Consider the following 17,274-nt stretch of genomic DNA (forward strand, 5'->3'; position numbering starts at 1 on the left):
GGTCGAAGACCAGGGTCAGCCTGCGTTGCGGACCGATCTGCCGGCGTGCTTCGGGGATGACGTCCTGATCGATCAGCGACAGGAGATGCTGGTTGATCGGGCTGGTGACGAAGAACAAGGGCTCGGCCGCGCCGTTGTGGACCCAGGTGTCGGTCGCGGCAGGCTGACACTGTCGGCGTTTTTGCACGAACGTCTTCGGCAGGCGGTGCTTGCGCCCGGTATAGGTGCTCACATGACCGTCGATGTAGAGCAGGCCCAGCTCGTCGGGCTCGCCCTGCGCCCAACGCTCGGTTAACGCCGCGGCCAGCTTCGCCGCCTGTTGCTGCTCCCCGAGCTCGGCGAGCTTGCGGCGCAACGTTTTCACCTCCGGCACGCGATCCAGTCCCAACAGGATGCCCAGCTCGCCGGGCTGATGCGCGCTCAAGCCCTCGATGGTCTTGATCCGCAACAAGGCCATCATGACCAGGCACAGCAAGATCGCGTGCAGGCCATAGAAGCCGGCCTTCAGCGGTTGGTAGACGCGCTCGGCGCTGCTCAGCAGGCCCTCGCCGATGAGCGCCGGCAAGGCCAACAGGACACCCGCGTTCGCCACCCCTTCGACGGGCTCGAAGTGCGGTGCCGCCTCGCTCAGCTCGCCCCGGCAGGCGAGCAGGCGCTCGTCGAGGCGCTTGAGCGCGCTACCGGCGCCGCGCGCCTGTGCAGCGTCGCGTTCGGCCCGCTCCCCGGGCGAGAGCGCTGCGCGGCGTTGGCGCGGCGGCGGGCTGCGGCGCAGACGACCGGTCTTGAGCGCATGGCGAATCGCCGTTTCGCTCACGCCCACCGCACGCGCCGCTGCCGATTGCGAGCCGCCTTGATCCAGACACGCCTGCGCGAGCGCAAGCACGTCGTCGGTGAGCTTATGCGCCCGCCGCGGTGCACCGTGACCGCGCCCGTCGCGGATGGCTTCCAGACCGCCTTCCCGATAAAGCTTTTGATTGCGAAACAGGGTCGAGCGGTGAACGCCCAACACGTCCGCCAGATCCTCGCCCTTGGCGAGACCCTGCGCCATCACGACCGCGCCGATGAAGCGCTTGGCCGCCGCATCGCCGTGCGCGCAGCTCATCAGCGGGCCGGAGGCATTCATGAAGATGAGCGCTTCGGGCGTCTCTACGACCGCCAGCCGCGGACCCAAGGTGATCGCCTCTTCGGGCAGCAGGGGAAGCTCGACGGTGCCTGGCATGGCGGTTTGACAGTCTCGTATTTATTTATCGATTCAAGCCAGGATTATAGCACCATTTCAGCGAGTTAATGGGCGTATGTCAGGAGTTCTGCAGTGGCACCTGGTCATGGACAACCTCAACATCCATTGCTCCGAGGCGGTCGTCCGCCTCATCGCCGACGCCATCGGCTTCGAGGGCGATCTCGGCGTGAAGGGGCACGCAGGCATCCTCAAGTCCATGGCCACGCGCACCGCCTTCCTGAGTGATCCGGGCCATCGCATCGTCTTTCATTTCACGCCCAAGCACGCCTCTTGGCTCAACCAGATCGAGATGTGGTTCTCGATCCTGGCGCGCAAAGTCCTGCGGCGCGGCAACTTCACCTCCGTGGCCAATCTCGAGAAGCGCATCAGCGACTTCATCGACCTCTTCAATCGCACCCTCGCCAAGCCTTTTCGCTGGACCTATCAGGGCAAACCGCTCGCAGCATGAATCAACAAACGGTCTCAGGACTTCCACTCTGTTGCACTAGCCGCCATGTTGGGCTTCGTACCTCAGCCCAACCTACGCAGAATTTCTTCACAGTCTCGAGAGCGAAGTCCACCGAATTCCGCACAATGACCCAGGAGTGGAGATCATGACTCAGTTTCCGGAGAAGCTCCGTCTGCGCGAGATGGCGGAGGAAGACATCTATTTCGCCAAGCGCGACGTCGAGCTGATCGAGGCACTGCACAAGAAGCGGCTCGGCAAGCTGGCGAAGTGCGCGGATGGCGAGAAGAAGGCTGCCAAGGCCTTCGAGCAACGCTTCGAAGACCTCACTCAGAGGCACAAAGACAAGCCGCACAAACTGCTGCGCGCCTATCGCGCTCTGTTGGACGAGATCAAGAAGGCCTGCGAAGAGCGGTCCTGAGGGACCCGCCTCAACCCCTTCGCACCTGGAATCACTGGTCCTCGATCACCTCGAGCAGGGTCCCAATGTCCGTGCCGGCGGCTGCCAAGGTGACACCGTCTTCCGCGCATGCCCGCGACGGGTCCGCCTGGATGCGCTCGCCGATCTCGCGCACGCGCTCGGCATCCCGCTGGATCTTTCCCTTGATGCCATTGAGCTGCTGAAGCTTGGACATGGCCGCGAGACGCAGCTCCTCGGTCGCCTCGTCGCGCTCGTCCTGCGCACTGCTCGCGCTCAGGTCGCGCAGCGCGATGGCCTCTTGCATCGAGCTGCGCCACCAATGGAAAAAGGTCGCCTTGTGGTCGGCCATGGTGTTGAGGGAGATGGCCATGGCGTTGATCTCGTCGCGCCCCTTGGGGTCCGTCTCGATGCGCTCGGTCGGATTCTCATGCGTCAGCCGATCCAGGAGCCCGGCCATTTCCCGCACCGGCCGAACGATCCGTCTGGTGATGAGAAACGCCAGCAAGGCGCCGAGGACCAGCGCGCCGGCCGCCACGCTGAGACTGAGACGCGCCTTCTCCACCGAGGTGGCGTCGATCTGGGCGCTCATCTCCTGCATCTGTGTCCTGGCCTGACGCAGGTTCTCCTGCGCCAAGCGCGTGATGCTTGCGACGGCCTCGTCGATCTGCTGCATGAGCTGCGCGATGCGGGCATCCTGATCCACGAGGGCGTGAAAATCGCGCTCATAGCCGGCAAGCAGCGCATCGAGACGCGCCTTCTCGTCATCCGCAATCCGCGAGGCACGCACCTGATCGCGGATTCCCGCCGCGATGCTGTCCACCATCCCGATGTACTCGGCATCCCGACGCAGCAGGTAGTCTTTCTCGCGCCTGCGCAGCTGCAGGATCTGCACCTTCATGTCCGGGATATAGTGGGCCTCCAGGATCGCCTCGATGCGGTGCGCCGCATCGCGAAAGGGCCCCTTGCCACCGTCGATGTCGCGGTTGTCGAGCACCACGCTAGCGTAGGCATCCAGCTCCTTGCGGTAGGTCGCGATCTCGGCATCGAGCTGGTGCTTGACCGGGCGCGTCAGCTCGGAGGCCGCAACGGCGGACCGCAGCGCTTCGATCAGCTGGTGGACCTGATCCTGATAGGCGGGGTCACGGCGCAGCCCCAGGTCCTTCTCACGACGTCTGATCTGCAGCAGGAGCAGATAGGGCCGATCGACATCATAGTGGCCCGCTAGGTCCTCGAGCTCGTGCACGGCATCGCGGAAGGCGCCTTGAAGTCCGGAGTCCTCGTCCAGTCCCCGGATGCGCCAGGCCTCGACGATGGCGTCGAAGCGACCGAGGAAGCTCTGGGCTTGCGCGCGCAGTGCGTCCGCGGTGCCGCGCACATCCGCGTCCAGCGCCGCGAGCCGATCGATCTCCGCGTCGAGCTGCCCCACCTCTTCGCGGACCTGATCGGCCAGCTCCAGATCCCGGCTCATCAAAAAGCGCTCCTCCGCGCTTCGAGCCCCCAGCAGGCGCCGCTCGATCTCGAACGCATGGAGCTGACGCGCCCCATAGACGCTGTGGAGCTGGCCGTAGTCCTTCAGAACCCGGCTGAGAGTGAGGTCGTAGTGCCAAATAACGCCTAGCAGGATCAGGCCGACCAAGCCGAAGCCCAAGCCGATCTTCTCGCCGATGGTCAGTCGCGTTGCCAGCTTGCTCAAGCCCCCTCCCCCGCGGTTGTGGCCGCGCGTCCTCAGTGAAAAGTCTGCAGAGACCGCATGCTCGACTCGCGCGCTCGAGCGATCTCCAAGAGCGTCGTTACCAAGCCGAACGGGCCGTTGGCCTCCATGCCAACAGATGTCGGCCTGGAGGCCGACCTTCCCAGCACGCGCAGCATGCGCACGCTGGGCCTGGATTCAGCGGCGTCTCAAGTCTGCTCCGCCCGGACCCGCAGCACCGTCTTGTCGCTCGCCCGCTCGACGATGAATCTGTAGCCCTCCTCCTCGATCTCGTCCCCATCTTTGGCGAGCCGCCGCAGGCGCGCCGTCACGAAGCCCCCGATGGTATGCGCCTCGGTCAAGGGCAGCTTGATGTGGAGGACGTCGTTGATCTCGGAGAGCGGCGTGCGACCTGCCGTGCGGAAGGCGGTCGCCCCGGTGCTCTCGATGAAATAGTGCCGCTTGGGACGATACTCATCGAAATCGTAGCCGACATCGATGTCGCCGACGACCTCCTCGAAGACGTCTTCCATGGTGATGATGCCGACGCCCGAGCCGAACTCGTCGACCACGATCGCCATGTGATCCTCACGCTCTTGCAGCAGCGGCAGGATCTGATCGATGGTCTGATTGGGGCTGAGATAGAGCGGCGGATGGATGAAGTCCGTGATGGGTCGCTCATCGATGCCCTCGTCGAGAAGGTCCCAGGTGCTGAGGGTCAGCACGCCCTTGAGATTGGTGATGTTGCCGCGGTACACCGGAAGCCGATTGTAGCCATGCTTCATGACCAGCATGACCGCATCCGCCGTACTGCGCATCTCATTGATGCCAACCACCTCAGGCAAGGGAATCATCGCCTGGCCGACAGTGGTGTCGGCGAAGCGGATGATGCGCCGGATGCTTTGTCGGTCGACGGTGCCGATGCTGCCGGTGGGCTCGCCGTCATCCAAGAGCGCGCGCAGCTCCTCGCGTGTGATGAAGAGGGTTTGGCGGGTCGAGGCGCCACCGACCAGCCGCGTCGCGAAACGCGCGACCCGGCTGAAGATGAAGATCACCGGATAGAAGGCATAGGAGAAGAAGCGCAGCAGACCGCTGACCTTGGGCGCGATGGTATCCGCCTTCTGCTGGAAGACGCTCTTGGGCACCACCTCGCCGAAGATCAGTAGGAAGGGCGTGAGAATGAGCACCGAGATGAGATCGCCCGACTCACCAAACACCTGAATGCAGATCAAGGCGCCCAGGGTCGAGATGATGACGGTCGCGAGGTTGGTTCCCACCAGGGTGGTGCCGAGGACCACGTCCGGCTTGCGGAACATCTTGAGCAGCAGCGCCGCGCGCCGATCGCCTTGCTTGGCATGGTGGCGCAGCTTGAGCTTGTCCGAGTTGACGATGGCGATCTCGGAGCCGGAGAAGAAGCCCTTCAGCAGCAGGAAGAGCAGCATGACAAGCAAGGCGACCGGCCATTCCATCAGGCGTTCTCCCGTTCTGTTGAGGGCTCGGCGGTGGGGCTCGGCTCGGGCCCCGGCTCAGGTGTCTCGATCGCGGCCGCGTCGCTCGCGGCCTCCGCGACCGCTTCCACCTTAGCGTCCAGGCCCGGCTCGACCTCGCTGTCCGTCTCTTTGTTGTCGGAGCGGCTCACCCGCACGCGACTGATGCGCAGACCGTCGATGCCCAGCACCTGGAAACTGTACCCCTCGAAATCGACCGATTCCCCAACCTCCGGCAGCCGCCCGAACAGGCGGAAGACCAGCCCACCAAGCGTTGTCATCACCGGGTCGTCGAGATCGATGTTGGTCACGGTGTAGAAGTCCAGCAGGCGCATCCAGCCGGGCACGATGTGGGCATCGCCGTCCCGCTCGCACTCGTCGCGACCGCGGACATTGGTCGTCAGCTCCCCGAAGATGAATGAGAGCACGTCCTTCATGGTCACGATACCCAGCACCTCGCCGAACTCGCCGAGCACGATGCAAGCGCGGGTCTTGTGCTCCTGAAAGAAGTGGAAGAGCTCGTCGACCTTGACCGTCGGCGGCAGGAAGTGTGCGGGCCTGAGAATGGCCTGCAGCGACAGCTCCTCCAGGTCAGCGCCGCCGCGCACCAGGCGCAGCACGTCCTCGGAGTGCACGAAGCCCACGACGTTGTCCCAATGGCCGGAATAGACAGGGACGCGCGGGTGCTGATAGGCGCGGAAGCGACGGATCAAGTCCGGCAGCGGCTGGTCGGCGTCGAGCAGGCACAGCCGCGGGCCGGGCGTCATGATGTGCAGGATGTCGGTCTCGGCGGCCTCGAGCAGGTTGTCGATCAGGACACGCTCGGTCGCATCGATGATGCCGGTCTCCTCGCCCTCCTCGAGCAGACTCTTGAGCTCGTCGGCACGCAGCAGGTTCTCGCGCGCGACCGCTTCGCCGACCAATAGCGTCGTCACCCGGTCCGCGACCTGGCGGACCGCCTCGCGCAAGGGACTCACCAGAACGATCCAGCGCGGCAGGATGCGCGCGCTCACATGCCGAGCGAACCCGAGCGGATGATTGACCGCAATCGTCTTGGGCGTGACCTCGCCCACCAGCAGCAGCAAGGGCACCATGACCAGGATATTGAGCCAGCCGGCATCCTGGCCGAAGAGGATGAGCAAGATGGCGGTCATGTTGGCGCTGGAGGCAATGTTGACCAGCTCATTGCCGCACAGGATGGAGATGATGAGCCGGCGCGGCTCATCGAGCATGGCGTGGATACCCTCGGAGTGCGGGTCGCGGCGATAGCGCATCTGCTGGAGATCGATGCGGCTCAAGGAGAAGAGCGCCGTCTCGGAGCCGGAAAAGACCGCGGAAGATCCCAAGAGGATCACCTGCAGAATCCCGCGCAGGATCAGCTCGAGGCTCCAGCTCTCCATCTCCGGCATGGTTGCGAATCTCTCTGCTCAAACTGAGGGGGACACGGCGCTTGTCCGAATTGGCTGGGCACTCGCTCAGGGCAGCGGCCGGAGTGCCTGGGGCTCCGCCCGGGCGCCGTCCGGTGCTGCCGGTGCCTGCTGCTGCGTGGATGCTAGACCCGAGCGGCCTGAGCCACAAGCTGCGGTCTTCAGCCAGGCACGACCGGCCGGCCCAGCCGCAGCCGACTAGCCGCGATCAGGGTCATGCGGCGGCTTCGGTGGAGTCGAGCACGTCGATCACTGTCCGCAGCACCAGGGTCGCCGTCTTGTCCTGATCATCGTTGAGCAGGATGGGTGCCCCGAGCCGGTCGGCCTCATCGAGGAGATGGCCTTGCAGATGCCAGATGCGTCGGAAGTTGTCGGGATCCGTGCGTGTGTCGCGCTCAGGAGCGATGCGCTGGCGACCGCGCAAGCGCGCCCGCAGCTGCTCCGGCTTGAGGACGCCGAGCATGATGGAGACCAGGACCGCGTCGCCACGCGCGGCGATCCGCTCAGCCAGCCCAGGATGCACATGCACGCCCTCCAGAATCAGCGAGACACGCTCGCGGATGGCGCGGGTGATCACCGCTTCGCAGGGCACTGCCAGCAGCTCGAGCTGACGCTGATAGCCGGCAACGACGGCGGCGAGCGGGTCCCGCTCCCCGTCGCGCGGCGGCTCGACCAGGTCGCCGGCATCGAACGAAGAGCGATGCAGGATCGGCAGCAGGCGCTCGGGGATCAGCATGCGCATGACCTCGCGCAGCATGTCCGTCGACTGCGTCCGCACGATTCCCAGACGGTGGGCCAGCTCGGTCGCGATGGTGCTCTTGCCGCTGCCTCCGGCCCCACCGATCAGCAGAATGAGCGGCCGCCCGCTCTGGATGAAATCCATCCAAATCCGGTAGCGCTCGGCAGCGCGGCGCCCGAAATGGATATCCAGGCAGTGCTGCGAGCGCGCACGCAGCTCATCGGAGGCGATCTCGCGCTGCTGGCGTGAGCTGATGTCGCTCAGGATCATGCCGCTCGCGTGTGCCGCCTCCTCCTCGGTCAGACCGCAAGCCGCCAGGCAGCGCACATGCTCGGTCCGTGAGAAAGGCAAGAGGTCGCCGTTGGAGTGACGCACCAGCAGGCCGGTGTCGGGCGCGCGCCTGGATGCGTAGTGCTCGGCGATCTCCGCGGACTTGCTGCGCCGCAGGCTGTCGCGCACCAAGACGAAGAGCGCATCATTGGTGACACTGCCGCTGTCATCGACCTGCTGGCGGATCTCGGAGGCGAGCTGGTAGGCCTCATCGAAGCCAAGGCCGGCCTCGGTCAAGGAGCGTGTGAGAATTCCGCGCAGGAAAGGAACCGGATTCTCGCCGGCCGCATCGGTCACGAAGATCTTTGCCATGGGAAGGGCTCGGTTCTGCTGGGGCACTGGACCCAGGATGTGCGAGGAGACCGTGAAGCAACTCCCCGCAGGTTGGGCCGAAGTACGAAGCCCAATACAGCGGCTGACCTAAGGCCCCGGTTGTTGGGCCTCCTAAGTCGGCCCGACCTACGGCAGGGCACCATCTTCATGGTGCGCTCGGAATACTCTCACAGTCTCGAGCGGCCTCTCTCGACGAAGGAGATGAGGCTCGGTTCTGCTGCGCAGCCCTGGGCGCAGGGGTGCGCCAGTCCATCGGTCCGGATCGCGCGTCAAAGTATAGGCCGCCGCGGGACGCGGAATCGATGCGGAAGCCAGCGGGCTTAAGGCGATTGCCGGAAATTCTTATACCAGGTGGCGCCGGATTGAGGTCCGCCTTCAAAGAGCGCCGACAGGAGCATAGCTGGGCTATATGACTGGCGGGGCGACACAGAAGTCGGGCGTCAAGACAAGCCAGATGGTATGGGAATTGACAGAAATCGCCTGAGCTCAGTGCCCCACGAACCCCCAGGGTATCCAATCCTGGGTCTCGCGTCGGATATAGACGCGCAGACCGTTCTGATGGAAGTGCTGGGCCGTGAGCGCGAACAGGCTGAGCTGTTGACGGATCTGGTCTTCGTCGAGCTCTGTGTCGACCGGATGCGTCCCACGGCGCGCGCGCGCGCGCCGCCACTCGAAGATCCGCTCGGCCGTCGGCAAGAGAAACTCGAAGCTATAGCGTGAGCGCCAATCCACGGACCAAAAATACCGTTTGTACGGCGGATAGCGAACGCGGTCCAGGTCGAGACGCTGATGCCGCCAATCGTCGCACCACGCCGGCTCGAAGAGCGTCAGCCCATCGCGATGGCCAACGAACGGCAGACCGAGATGGATCTCGCGCGGACGCAGGGTCAGTGACTGTGCCTTCCACCAGCCCCTGAGCGTCACATCGATGTAGCCTTCCTCCGGCCAGCCGTGCAGGCGATTGATGAGCGTCGTCTTTCCCGAGCCAGGCGGCCCGGTGACCAGCAGGCGCCCGAGCTTGACCCAGGCGGGAAAGCGGACCCCACGATAGGTCTGCAGATCGCGGATCGGCTCGAGCGGCAGGGACAGCGCACCGAAGACCTGGCTCATAGCCGCATCCCCGCGCAGGATTCCGGGCAGGCAGCGTTTGCTTCAAGCCGGATCCTCGCCGGGCGCGCTGAGAGACCGGCCTCACCGCCCCCGCTAGCCCCACCCCAGGCGCCTAGACGCAACGCCGGCAAGAACATCGCCCACGCGCGGCCAGGCCACCTTAGTAGGACGAAATCTCCATCCATCCCCCAGGCCTCTTCAGAGTGCTCGCAAGGCGCCCGAGACCATCGGGCGCCGAGATGGCCTGAAATCAGGTGAACATGCCCTTGAACAAGAAGAAGAAGAGCGCCGCCAGGATGGCGCCAGCCGGGAGCGTGATCACCCAGGAGACCATGATGTTGAGGATCACCCGCATGTCCAGCGCCCCGATACCGCGCGCCAGGCCGACCCCCATGACGGCCCCGACGGCGATCTGGGTCGTCGAGACCGGCAGCCCGGTCTTGGACGCCAGAACGACGGTTGTCGCGGCGGCCAGGGTGGCGCAGTAGCCGCGCGTGGGCGTCAGCTCCGTGATCTTGGTTCCGATGGTCTGCATCACACGGTAGCCCATGGTCGCCAGACCGACGACGATACCCAGGCCGCCCAGCGCCAGAATCCACAGCGGCAGGCCGGCCTTCTGACCGACCTCGCCCGCGCTTTGCACGGCGGATACGACGGCCGCAAGCGGGCCGACGGCATTGGCCACATCATTGGAGCCATGGGCGAAGGCCATGGCGCAGGCGGTGAAGATCATCATGGGCACGAAGACCTTCTCGACGCTCGCATAGTGAAAGCTGCGGTCGGCCTTCTCGTCGATCTTGACGCGGTCGATGAGGATCTTGCCGATGGCGGCAACCACCAGCCCGATCACGGTCGCCGCAATCAGGCTCTGGCCCATGCTGAGATCCAGCTTCAGGTGCTTCAATCCCTTGAACAGCGTCACCAGGCTGACGATCCAGCCGACCAAAAAGACATAGACCGGCCCCCACGCCTTGGCGCGGGCGAAGGGCTGGTCCGTGTTGAGGATGAGCTTGCGGATGCTGAGCATCAGCAGCAGCGCAATGGCTCCACCGATGATGGGCGAGACGAACCAGCTCGCGACGATGGTGCCCACCTTCTCCCAATGCACGGCCTCGATCCCGATCCCGGCGACCGCGAAGCCGATGATGGCACCGACGATGGAATGCGTGGTCGATACCGGCCAGCCCCGGCTGGAGGCGATCATCAGCCAGATGCCGCTGGCCAGCAAGGCCGCCAGCATGCCGAAGACCAGAAGCTCCGGGCTGCCGGCCACGCTGTCGGCGTCGATGATGCCCTTACGGATGGTGCTGGTGACATTGCCGCCGGCGATGAAGGCCCCGGCGAACTCGAAGATCGCCGCGATGATGATGGCCTGCTTGACCGTCACGGCACCGGAGCCGACCGAGGTCCCCATGGCATTGGCCACGTCGTTGGCGCCGATGCCGAAGCTCATGTAGACGCCGAAGATGATCGCCAAGACCAGGAAGACAGTGCCCCATTCGGAGATGATCTCCATCGTGATCCTCCAACTCTGTACTTATTCTTACGGGTTTAGGACGCGCGCGAGATCGTCGGCCGGATGCAGGCAAGGCACCCGGACGCCGGCCGGAACGGCTTGCTGAAGCTCGTGCGGGAAATGAGTCGACAAGGCTCAGCGCGCAATCAGCAGCCTGAGCAGATTGCCAACCTTCTCGGAGTGATCCGCGAGGTCGCCGATCCACTGGATCAGCTGGTACCAAAACACCACCGACACCGGGCTAAGCTTGTCTTCCTGCGCGAACAACGCTTGCGCCAGCGACATACCTAGTTTGTCGGTCTCGTCCTCGATTCGATTGAGCTCGTTGACCATTTGCTCGACGCGGTCGGCATCGCGCCCGCGAAAGCCGGTCTCGAGCAGCTCGTCCAGACCATTGATGACCTCGTTCGCCTTAGCGCAGCTGTCGACACAGCGCTGCACCAGCGCCCGGAGGTTATCGACCATGTCGTCGGGGACGACCATCTTGCGCTCCATGAGCAGACCGGCAATGTCCTGCGCCGTATCCGCGATGGAGTCCTGCACGTCGAGCAGCTCGAGGACATCACGCCGGTCGACCGGCATGAAGAGGCTCTGAGGGAGGCGGATCCGCATCTCGTTCTTGATATCGTCCGCGGCCTGCTCGCGCTCGAAGATGACACCCGACACGCGCTCCAGCTCGGCGCAGTCACCGCCGATCAAGGCCTCGAAGAGCGCCGGCACCTCTCTGACGCACTCGGTCACGACGCCCATGTGCCCCTGAAGCGGCTTGAACGGCGAGCGACCGAACATGGAGGTCAGCGTATTAGCGGCTTTCATTGAAAATCCTCCTCAGGAAGACCTGATTGTTTTTGCAAAGCATAGTCCGGACAGATAGATCGCTGGGTCAGTACGAGCGCGCGGACAGAGAGACGCATCGGCTTTGCCGAGCGAGAGCGCGCCTCGCTCGCCAAAGAGGCTCACCGCCAATCCGTGGCGCGCCCGTCGCATGGCGCGCCCGTCGCCGTCGCGCCCGTCGCGAAGGGCTCGATTCCCGGTCTTGCGACACGGCACATCCCTGGTACCTCGAGTAAACCTGAAAAGAGCTGTTGAACCGCAAAGCGCGCTAAGAGCGCAAAGGATTTCAATGCTTTGCGGAGTGGAGTGGAGCTTACTCACCCAATGGGTGACATGGATGCATTGAGCAACCCTTTGTTTTACTTAGCGTCCTTTGCGCCTTTGCGGTTCGAATTGCCGAATCTAGGGTAAAGGCTCGAGAGGTCCCGAGCGGCTTGGAGTAAGGAGCTTAGCGCGCCGGTGCGAGATAGCAACAGGGAATGTTACGGATTTGTTACCAGCGCGGAGGGACTGACAAGGACGTCAAGGCAAGGCGACCGGCGGGGCACTTTGGCTCAGCCGCAGGAGCGGAGGCAGGGGTCATCCCACCGAAAGCGGCGCTCGTAGAAGATTGGGTCGAAACAAGAGGGCCAGGGCTCAAGGCCCAGAGTAGCCTCCCTCAGCGCTCGGGGTAAACCGACCGCCGGCTCGCAAGCGGCGCAACGACCCGCCGCCTGGAGCTTGGAGGCATCAGCTCACCGCGCTCGCACCGAGATCGAAGGCTTCTTCCGTCTGCACCAGCTCGTAGAGGATGGCCGCTTGGCGGCAGCCACGAACGGCCAGTAGACGCTGCTCCGCATGGTCGCGGGCACGCTCGGGCACATTGATCTCTAGGTAGATCCGCGCCAGATGCAGATGCGGCTCCGAGGCCAGATCTGGATCCGTATCTGGCCGGGCGGCGTCCAGGGCGCAATGGAAGAAGTCGATCGCCGCCAGCACGTCCTTGCGGTGATACCACTTGATGATGCCGAGCCGCGTATAAGGCTCGGTCAGGTCGGCGTCAGACTCCTTGGCAAGCGCCTCAACCAGGTGCTCGAGACAGTTCTCGGCGGCGCCGAAATCGCGCAGCTCGTAGTAGATTCCGCAGAGAAAGCGGCCGAGGAAAGGAGACTTGGGGTGCAGACGGAGTCCGCGTCTGACCACCTGCAGGGCCGCCCTCGCCTTCTGCTGGGCACGCGCGATCTGACCAGCCTCGCGGTAGGCACGGGCCCGGGTCAGCAGATCGTGCGCCTCCTCGGCGACGGCGAGATGAATGTCTCCCCCTTCGAAATCCTGGAGTCTCGGCAGATCGCGGCTGCCGAGACCTTGGGGGCTCAGGCCGAGCATGCCCATGGCAGAATCCTCCGAATTGCAGGCTGGATCTAGGCCCGCGCGCTCAGGCGCGGGCGGTGCCACCGGAGCCGGCTCGCTCACGAGGGAGCCGGCTCATGCTGCCGTCAAGAGATATGCACGTTGCGCCGTCGCGTCGGCGGATCCGTGACATCGCACCGCGGCGCGCGCTCGAAGATCTCGACGAAGGATTCGAGGTCCTGTGCGACGGCGTCGATCAGCCCCATCGGCCCCGCCTGATTCACGGTCGCCTGGCGCCAGGCGCCCTCCTTGACATCGACAGCGCCCAGAAGCCCCCGACGCTGGCCCTGGTAGTCCGGGTCTCTCTCCTTGCACTTCTTCTCCCGCAGCTCATGCTCCTTGATGTGTCGCTCCGCCAATTGCTCGTAGCTGATCATTTCCCTCATCCTCCGACGGTTTGGGTCAGGACTGCGTTTCAATGAGAACGCTGGCCGGGCTCCATCTGCCCCCAGCAGGCTCGGCAGACAGCAACCGAGCATCGACGCAAAGGCTCACCGCACTCGGACTCGCAGCACCTCCTCGCCCTCCGGGTCGACTAGATGCACCGCACAGGCGATGCAGGGATCGAAACTATGCACCGTGCGCAGGATCTCGATCGGCTGCTCGGGATCGGCCAGCGCATGGCCCTGAAGCGCTGCTTCATAGGGGCCGATCTGACCCGCACCGTCGCGGGGACCGGCATTCCAGGTGCTGGGCACCACGGCCTGGTAGTTGGCGATCTTGCCGTCCTCGATCACGATCCAATGACCCAGCGCGCCGCGCGGGGCCTCCATGTAGCCCACGCCCTGCGCGGACTTGGGCCAGGTCTTCGGATCCCAGAGCGCCTCGTTGAAGGTGCGCAGGTCTCCGGCCCGGATGTTGGTCATGAGCTGATTGAGCCAGCCGTCGAGGGCCTCGACCATGTACTGCGTCTCTAGCGTGCGCGCGGCCGTGCGGCCCATGGTCGAGTAGAGCGCCTCCATCGGCAGATCGAGCTGCCGGAGCGCGCTGTCGGTCAGCTCCTGCATGCGTGCGTCGCCGGTGGCATGGAGCATCAAGACGCGCGCGAGCGGCCCCACCTCGACCGGCTTGCCGCGCCAGCGTGGCGACTTGAGCCAGGAATATTGGCTGTCCACGTCCAGTTGCTCGTAAGGCGGCTCTGGTCCCGTGTAGGCAAACTCCGTCTCGCCTTGGTAGGGATGCAGCCCCTCGCCCTTGCCCGCCGCATAGTCGTACCAGGAGCTTGCCACGAACTCTTGAATCTCATCCTCCGCATGCAGGTCGAGCTCCTGGATCTGGGACAGGTCCCGATTCAGGATGACCCCGCCCGGCACCAGATAGGAGCTGCGGTCGCCGAAGCCCTTGGCGGGGAAGTCTCCGTAGCACATGAAATTGCCGACGCCCTCCCCCTGCTTGAACCAGTCCTTGTAGAAACCGGCGATGGCCAGGGTATCCGGGACATAGACCTGCTCGACGAAGTCATGCATCTGGGCCAGGATGTTGCGGACCCGCTCCAGACCGGCGACGTCCACCGCCGTCCCCGCCTGACTGCCGGAGTCGATGCTGATGGCACAGGGCATTCCCCCGACGACCAGGTTGGGATGCGGGTTCTTGCCGCCGAAGATGGCGTGGAGCTGCGCGACGTCGCGCTGCCAGGCCAGTGCCTCCAAGTAATGGGCGACCGCCATGAGGTTCGCCTCCGGCGGCAGCTTGTAGGCCGGATGGCCCCAGTAGCCGTTGGCGAAGATGCCGAGCTGTCCGGCCTCCACGAACCCCTTGAGCTTTTTCTGCACGTCGGAGAAGTAGCCTGGCGAGGACTTGGCGTAGCCGCTGATCGACTGCGCCAGCTCGGAGGTCGCCTTGGGATCCGCGCTCAAGGCGGAGACCACGTCCACCCAGTCGAGCGCATGCAGATGATAGAAGTGCATCACATGGTCATGGACGTACTGAGCGCCGACCATGAGGTTGCGGATCAGCTCGGCATTCTGCGGGATGGGATAGTCCAGCGCGTCCTCCACCGCGCGCACGCCCGCCAGGCCGTGCACCAGGGTGCAGACGCCGCAGATGCGCTGGACGAAGGCCCAGGCGTCGCGCGGATCGCGCCCGCGCACGATGTTCTCGATGCCCCGGACCATGGTGCCGGACGAGTAGGCCTGTTGAATGGCCCCATCCTCCATCTGCGCCTCGATCCTGAGATGCCCCTCGATCCGTGTGATGGGGTCGACGACGACACGGGTGCTCATGCAGCAGCTCCTTGGATCGGCGTCACCGATCCGACACGATCACCCTCGACCAAATGGTCCGCGACCAGCTCCACCAGGCTCTCGACGCGCTTGTCCCAGTGATTCTTGAAACGCCCGGACTCGAAGTTCAGCCGGCAGCTCGCGCAGCTCACCACCACGGCGTCGGCGCCCGTCGCATTGACCTGTTGCATCTTGATCTTGAAGGATTCGTCGCGCAGCCGGGTCGCACTCTCCAGCAGGAAGATGCCGGCGCCGCCGCCACAGCACCAGTTGTATTCCTTGTTGGCCGGCATCTCGACCAGATCGGCGCTCATCGCCTTGAGCAAGGCCCGCGGCTCCTCGAAGGCGCCGCCGCGCCGCCCGGTCTTGCAGGGATCGTGGTAGGTGATGCGGCCCTTGAGCTGTCTCAGGCGCAGCTTGCCTGCCCGCGCCTGGCGGCCCAAGTACTCGGACATGTACATCATCTCGAAGGGCAGCTCGCCGCCCTTGAGCATGGGATTCCAGCGCAGCGCCGGGTAGGCATGGCCGCATTCCGCGATAACCAGCGTCTTGGCGCCGATGCGCTCGGCGGTCTGGACGATGGGATGGACCAGCTTCGCCCACAGCCGCATGTCGCCGGACAGGAGCCCGAAGTTGGCGCTCTCGAAGGCGCTGCTGCACACCGTCCAGTCGACGCCCATGTGATTCATCACCTTGGCGGTCGCGAGCAGGCCATTGCCGTTGCCGACCAGGTCGACGGCGGAGCTCAGCACCATGACCTCGGCCTTCGGCTTGTCCAGCGGGATCTCGATCCCAGCCTTGGCGCGGATGGTGTCGATCATTTTGTGCAGCGCGTCCGCCGAGGCACCGAACACCGTCCCCTGGTGCTTCTGCTCCATGCGCATCACCGCAAGCTCGGCTGGAACCAGCTCCGCGGCGACCAAGGCGCTGCGTTGATGGTGGACCAGCGTCGCGGTATCTATCCCCATCGGGCAGACCATGGCACAGCGCCCGCACTCCGAGCAGGAGTCGTAGACCAGCTCCTGCAGGTCTTCGAGATCCTTGAGCTTCACTGGGCTAGTCACCAGCCGGTACCACCAGCGGAAAGGCCCTAGCTCGCGCTGATAGACCTTGCGATAGAGGCTCATCTTGCGCATGGGCGCGTACTTGGTCTCGCCGGTGGCCTGGAAGTAGTGACAGGCATTGGTGCATTGCCCGCAGCGGATGCAGCTCTCCAGCCACACGGCCTCGTCGGCGTTGGTCTCGGCGATCAAGGTGTCGATGGCGCGCTGCACCCGGACCTCATCGGACAGCCTGGGCTCCGGGGCCATCTCCCGAAGCTGCTTGATCTGCCCCGCAAAGCCTTGGAAGACCTGCTCGAACGCCGGAAAAACGGGGACGTCTGCTGCAACAGTGCTCATATCCGAACTCCCTTGTGTGCGTAGGCGACACCACTCTGTGCCCGCGAGAAAACGAACCAGAAGGCATGCATGAGCTTGCCGAAGGGGAACCACGCGAAGAGCAATGCCGCGCTCAAGATGTGGATGGCCAGCATGGTCTCGTAGCGCGGCCCGAGGTGCGCGAAGGCCATGAGCCCGGTCACCAGGGGGGCGGCGACGACCACCCAAGAGAAGTAATCTCCCCAGCTCGAGCAATAGACCTGTGGTCTGGAGACGCGGCGCATGATGAGCGCGAGCAGCGAGGCCAGGGCGATGACGCCCAAGGCAACACCAGCGGCGTTCGGAAGTCCCGGCCAGGACGCGCCGGTCAGGCCGGTGATGAACTCGATGTGCGGCACGATACCAATCACCACGATCAGGGTGGCGATGTGGAAGACATAGGCCATGGCCGTTTGGTAGCGGGTCGTCGTGGTGAACTCCCCGCTCGGCCAGGAGCGGCTGAACACGGTTCGATAACCTTTGAAGTTACCGAAGGCGTCCCGCGGCCGAGACAGATCGGCCCCGCGGGTCAGGACGAGCACCCCGAGCAGACGCCAGATGGTCCCGACGATCAGGATGATGAGCGACCAGTGAATCGCCGGCCCTCGCGCAAAGTCTAAGAGCGTCATTTGGTTCCGATCCTCCGAGCTTGGTCTCGCTGAGCGGACGGTTG

15 protein-coding genes are annotated in these 17,274 nt (G+C 64.6%); 2 read left to right on the forward strand and 13 right to left on the reverse strand.

Features of this window, described 5'->3' with window-relative positions; translation table 11 throughout:
• Positions 1-1,219: helix-turn-helix domain-containing protein (locus G3446_RS12240; RefSeq protein ID WP_164453119.1), on the reverse strand; the 1,219-nt coding region annotated here is incomplete at its 3' end.
• Positions 1,220-1,295: 76 nt separating this feature from the next.
• On the opposite strand from G3446_RS12240, the gene G3446_RS28685 reads away from it, so the two are divergent.
• Both G3446_RS28685 and G3446_RS12250 read left to right on the forward strand, forming a co-directional pair.
• A complete protein-coding gene (locus tag G3446_RS28685) occupies positions 1,296-1,688 on the forward strand; it encodes a transposase (protein WP_280818814.1) in 393 nt (130 codons plus the stop codon).
• Positions 1,689-1,833: 145 nt separating this feature from the next.
• Positions 1,834-2,106, forward strand: coding sequence for a hypothetical protein (locus tag G3446_RS12250; RefSeq protein WP_164453118.1), 273 nt, complete (start codon positions 1,834-1,836; stop codon positions 2,104-2,106).
• Between the two features lie 31 nt (positions 2,107-2,137).
• On the opposite strand, the gene G3446_RS12255 is transcribed toward G3446_RS12250, so the two are convergent.
• The 12 genes from G3446_RS12255 to G3446_RS12310 all read right to left on the reverse strand — a co-directional run bounded on the left by G3446_RS12255 (position 2,138) and on the right by G3446_RS12310 (position 17,230).
• The gene (locus tag G3446_RS12255) at positions 2,138-3,799 is read right to left on the reverse strand and encodes a methyl-accepting chemotaxis protein (RefSeq protein WP_164453120.1); all 1,662 of its coding nucleotides are present in this window, start codon (positions 3,797-3,799) and stop codon (positions 2,138-2,140) included.
• Between the two features lie 206 nt (positions 3,800-4,005).
• Positions 4,006-5,265 (reverse strand): hemolysin family protein, encoded by a 1,260-nt coding sequence (locus G3446_RS12260; protein WP_164453121.1) that lies wholly within the window; start codon positions 5,263-5,265, stop codon positions 4,006-4,008.
• A complete protein-coding gene (locus tag G3446_RS12265; protein WP_164453122.1) occupies positions 5,265-6,692 on the reverse strand; it encodes a hemolysin family protein in 1,428 nt (475 codons plus the stop codon). The genes G3446_RS12260 and G3446_RS12265 overlap by 1 nt, the downstream gene beginning before the upstream one ends.
• 232 nt (positions 6,693-6,924) lie before the next feature.
• Positions 6,925-8,091: a hypothetical protein gene (locus tag G3446_RS12270; RefSeq protein ID WP_164453123.1), complete on the reverse strand. Its 1,167-nt coding sequence runs from the start codon at positions 8,089-8,091 to the stop codon at positions 6,925-6,927.
• A 507-nt stretch (positions 8,092-8,598) separates the two neighbouring features.
• Positions 8,599-9,222, reverse strand: a complete 624-nt coding sequence (locus G3446_RS12275; protein WP_164453124.1) for a serine/threonine protein phosphatase — start codon at positions 9,220-9,222, stop codon at positions 8,599-8,601.
• 250 nt (positions 9,223-9,472) lie between these two features.
• On the reverse strand, positions 9,473-10,738 hold the full coding sequence (locus tag G3446_RS12280) for an inorganic phosphate transporter (protein ID WP_164453125.1): 1,266 nt from the start codon (positions 10,736-10,738) through the stop codon (positions 9,473-9,475).
• Between the two features lie 135 nt (positions 10,739-10,873).
• On the reverse strand, positions 10,874-11,554 hold the full coding sequence (locus G3446_RS12285) for a TIGR00153 family protein (protein WP_164453126.1): 681 nt from the start codon (positions 11,552-11,554) through the stop codon (positions 10,874-10,876).
• Between the two features lie 747 nt (positions 11,555-12,301).
• On the reverse strand, positions 12,302-12,943 hold the full coding sequence (locus tag G3446_RS12290) for a tetratricopeptide repeat protein (RefSeq protein WP_164453127.1): 642 nt from the start codon (positions 12,941-12,943) through the stop codon (positions 12,302-12,304).
• A 104-nt stretch (positions 12,944-13,047) separates the two neighbouring features.
• Positions 13,048-13,338, reverse strand: coding sequence for a hypothetical protein (locus G3446_RS12295; RefSeq protein WP_164453128.1), 291 nt, complete (start codon positions 13,336-13,338; stop codon positions 13,048-13,050).
• Positions 13,339-13,452: 114 nt separating this feature from the next.
• Complete coding sequence (locus G3446_RS12300; protein WP_164453129.1) at positions 13,453-15,183, reverse strand: nickel-dependent hydrogenase large subunit; 1,731 nt, start codon at positions 15,181-15,183, stop codon at positions 13,453-13,455.
• A complete protein-coding gene (locus tag G3446_RS12305) occupies positions 15,180-16,583 on the reverse strand; it encodes a (Fe-S)-binding protein (protein ID WP_164453130.1) in 1,404 nt (467 codons plus the stop codon). Before G3446_RS12305 ends, G3446_RS12300 begins: the two co-directional genes overlap by 4 nt.
• The gene (locus tag G3446_RS12310) at positions 16,580-17,230 is read right to left on the reverse strand and encodes a respiratory nitrate reductase subunit gamma (RefSeq protein ID WP_164453131.1); all 651 of its coding nucleotides are present in this window, start codon (positions 17,228-17,230) and stop codon (positions 16,580-16,582) included. The genes G3446_RS12305 and G3446_RS12310 overlap by 4 nt, the downstream gene beginning before the upstream one ends.
• Positions 17,231-17,274: the final 44 nt, after the last annotated feature.

This window comes from Thiorhodococcus minor, from assembly GCF_010820565.1.
Taxonomy (GTDB): Bacteria; Pseudomonadota; Gammaproteobacteria; order Chromatiales; family Chromatiaceae; genus Thiorhodococcus; species Thiorhodococcus minor.

Bases quoted from the DNA above. Each gene is read 5' to 3' on its own strand.
- G3446_RS12260 (WP_164453121.1), bottom strand. From the start codon at position 5,265: ATGGAATGGCCGGTCGCCTTGCTTGTCATGCTGCTCTTCCTGCTGCTG.
- G3446_RS12300 (WP_164453129.1), bottom strand. From the start codon at position 15,183: ATGAGCACCCGTGTCGTCGTCGACCCCATCACACGGATCGAGGGGCAT.
- G3446_RS12270 (WP_164453123.1), bottom strand. From the start codon at position 8,091: ATGGCAAAGATCTTCGTGACCGATGCGGCCGGCGAGAATCCGGTTCCT.
- G3446_RS12280 (WP_164453125.1), bottom strand. From the start codon at position 10,738: ATGGAGATCATCTCCGAATGGGGCACTGTCTTCCTGGTCTTGGCGATC.
- G3446_RS12295 (WP_164453128.1), bottom strand. From the start codon at position 13,338: ATGATCAGCTACGAGCAATTGGCGGAGCGACACATCAAGGAGCATGAG.
- G3446_RS12305 (WP_164453130.1), bottom strand. From the start codon at position 16,583: ATGAGCACTGTTGCAGCAGACGTCCCCGTTTTTCCGGCGTTCGAGCAG.
- G3446_RS28685 (WP_280818814.1), top strand. From the start codon at position 1,296: ATGTCAGGAGTTCTGCAGTGGCACCTGGTCATGGACAACCTCAACATC.
- G3446_RS12250 (WP_164453118.1), top strand. From the start codon at position 1,834: ATGACTCAGTTTCCGGAGAAGCTCCGTCTGCGCGAGATGGCGGAGGAA.
- G3446_RS12310 (WP_164453131.1), bottom strand. From the start codon at position 17,230: ATGACGCTCTTAGACTTTGCGCGAGGGCCGGCGATTCACTGGTCGCTC.
- G3446_RS12265 (WP_164453122.1), bottom strand. From the start codon at position 6,692: ATGCCGGAGATGGAGAGCTGGAGCCTCGAGCTGATCCTGCGCGGGATT.
- G3446_RS12290 (WP_164453127.1), bottom strand. From the start codon at position 12,943: ATGGGCATGCTCGGCCTGAGCCCCCAAGGTCTCGGCAGCCGCGATCTG.
- G3446_RS12285 (WP_164453126.1), bottom strand. From the start codon at position 11,554: ATGAAAGCCGCTAATACGCTGACCTCCATGTTCGGTCGCTCGCCGTTC.
- G3446_RS12275 (WP_164453124.1), bottom strand. From the start codon at position 9,222: ATGAGCCAGGTCTTCGGTGCGCTGTCCCTGCCGCTCGAGCCGATCCGC.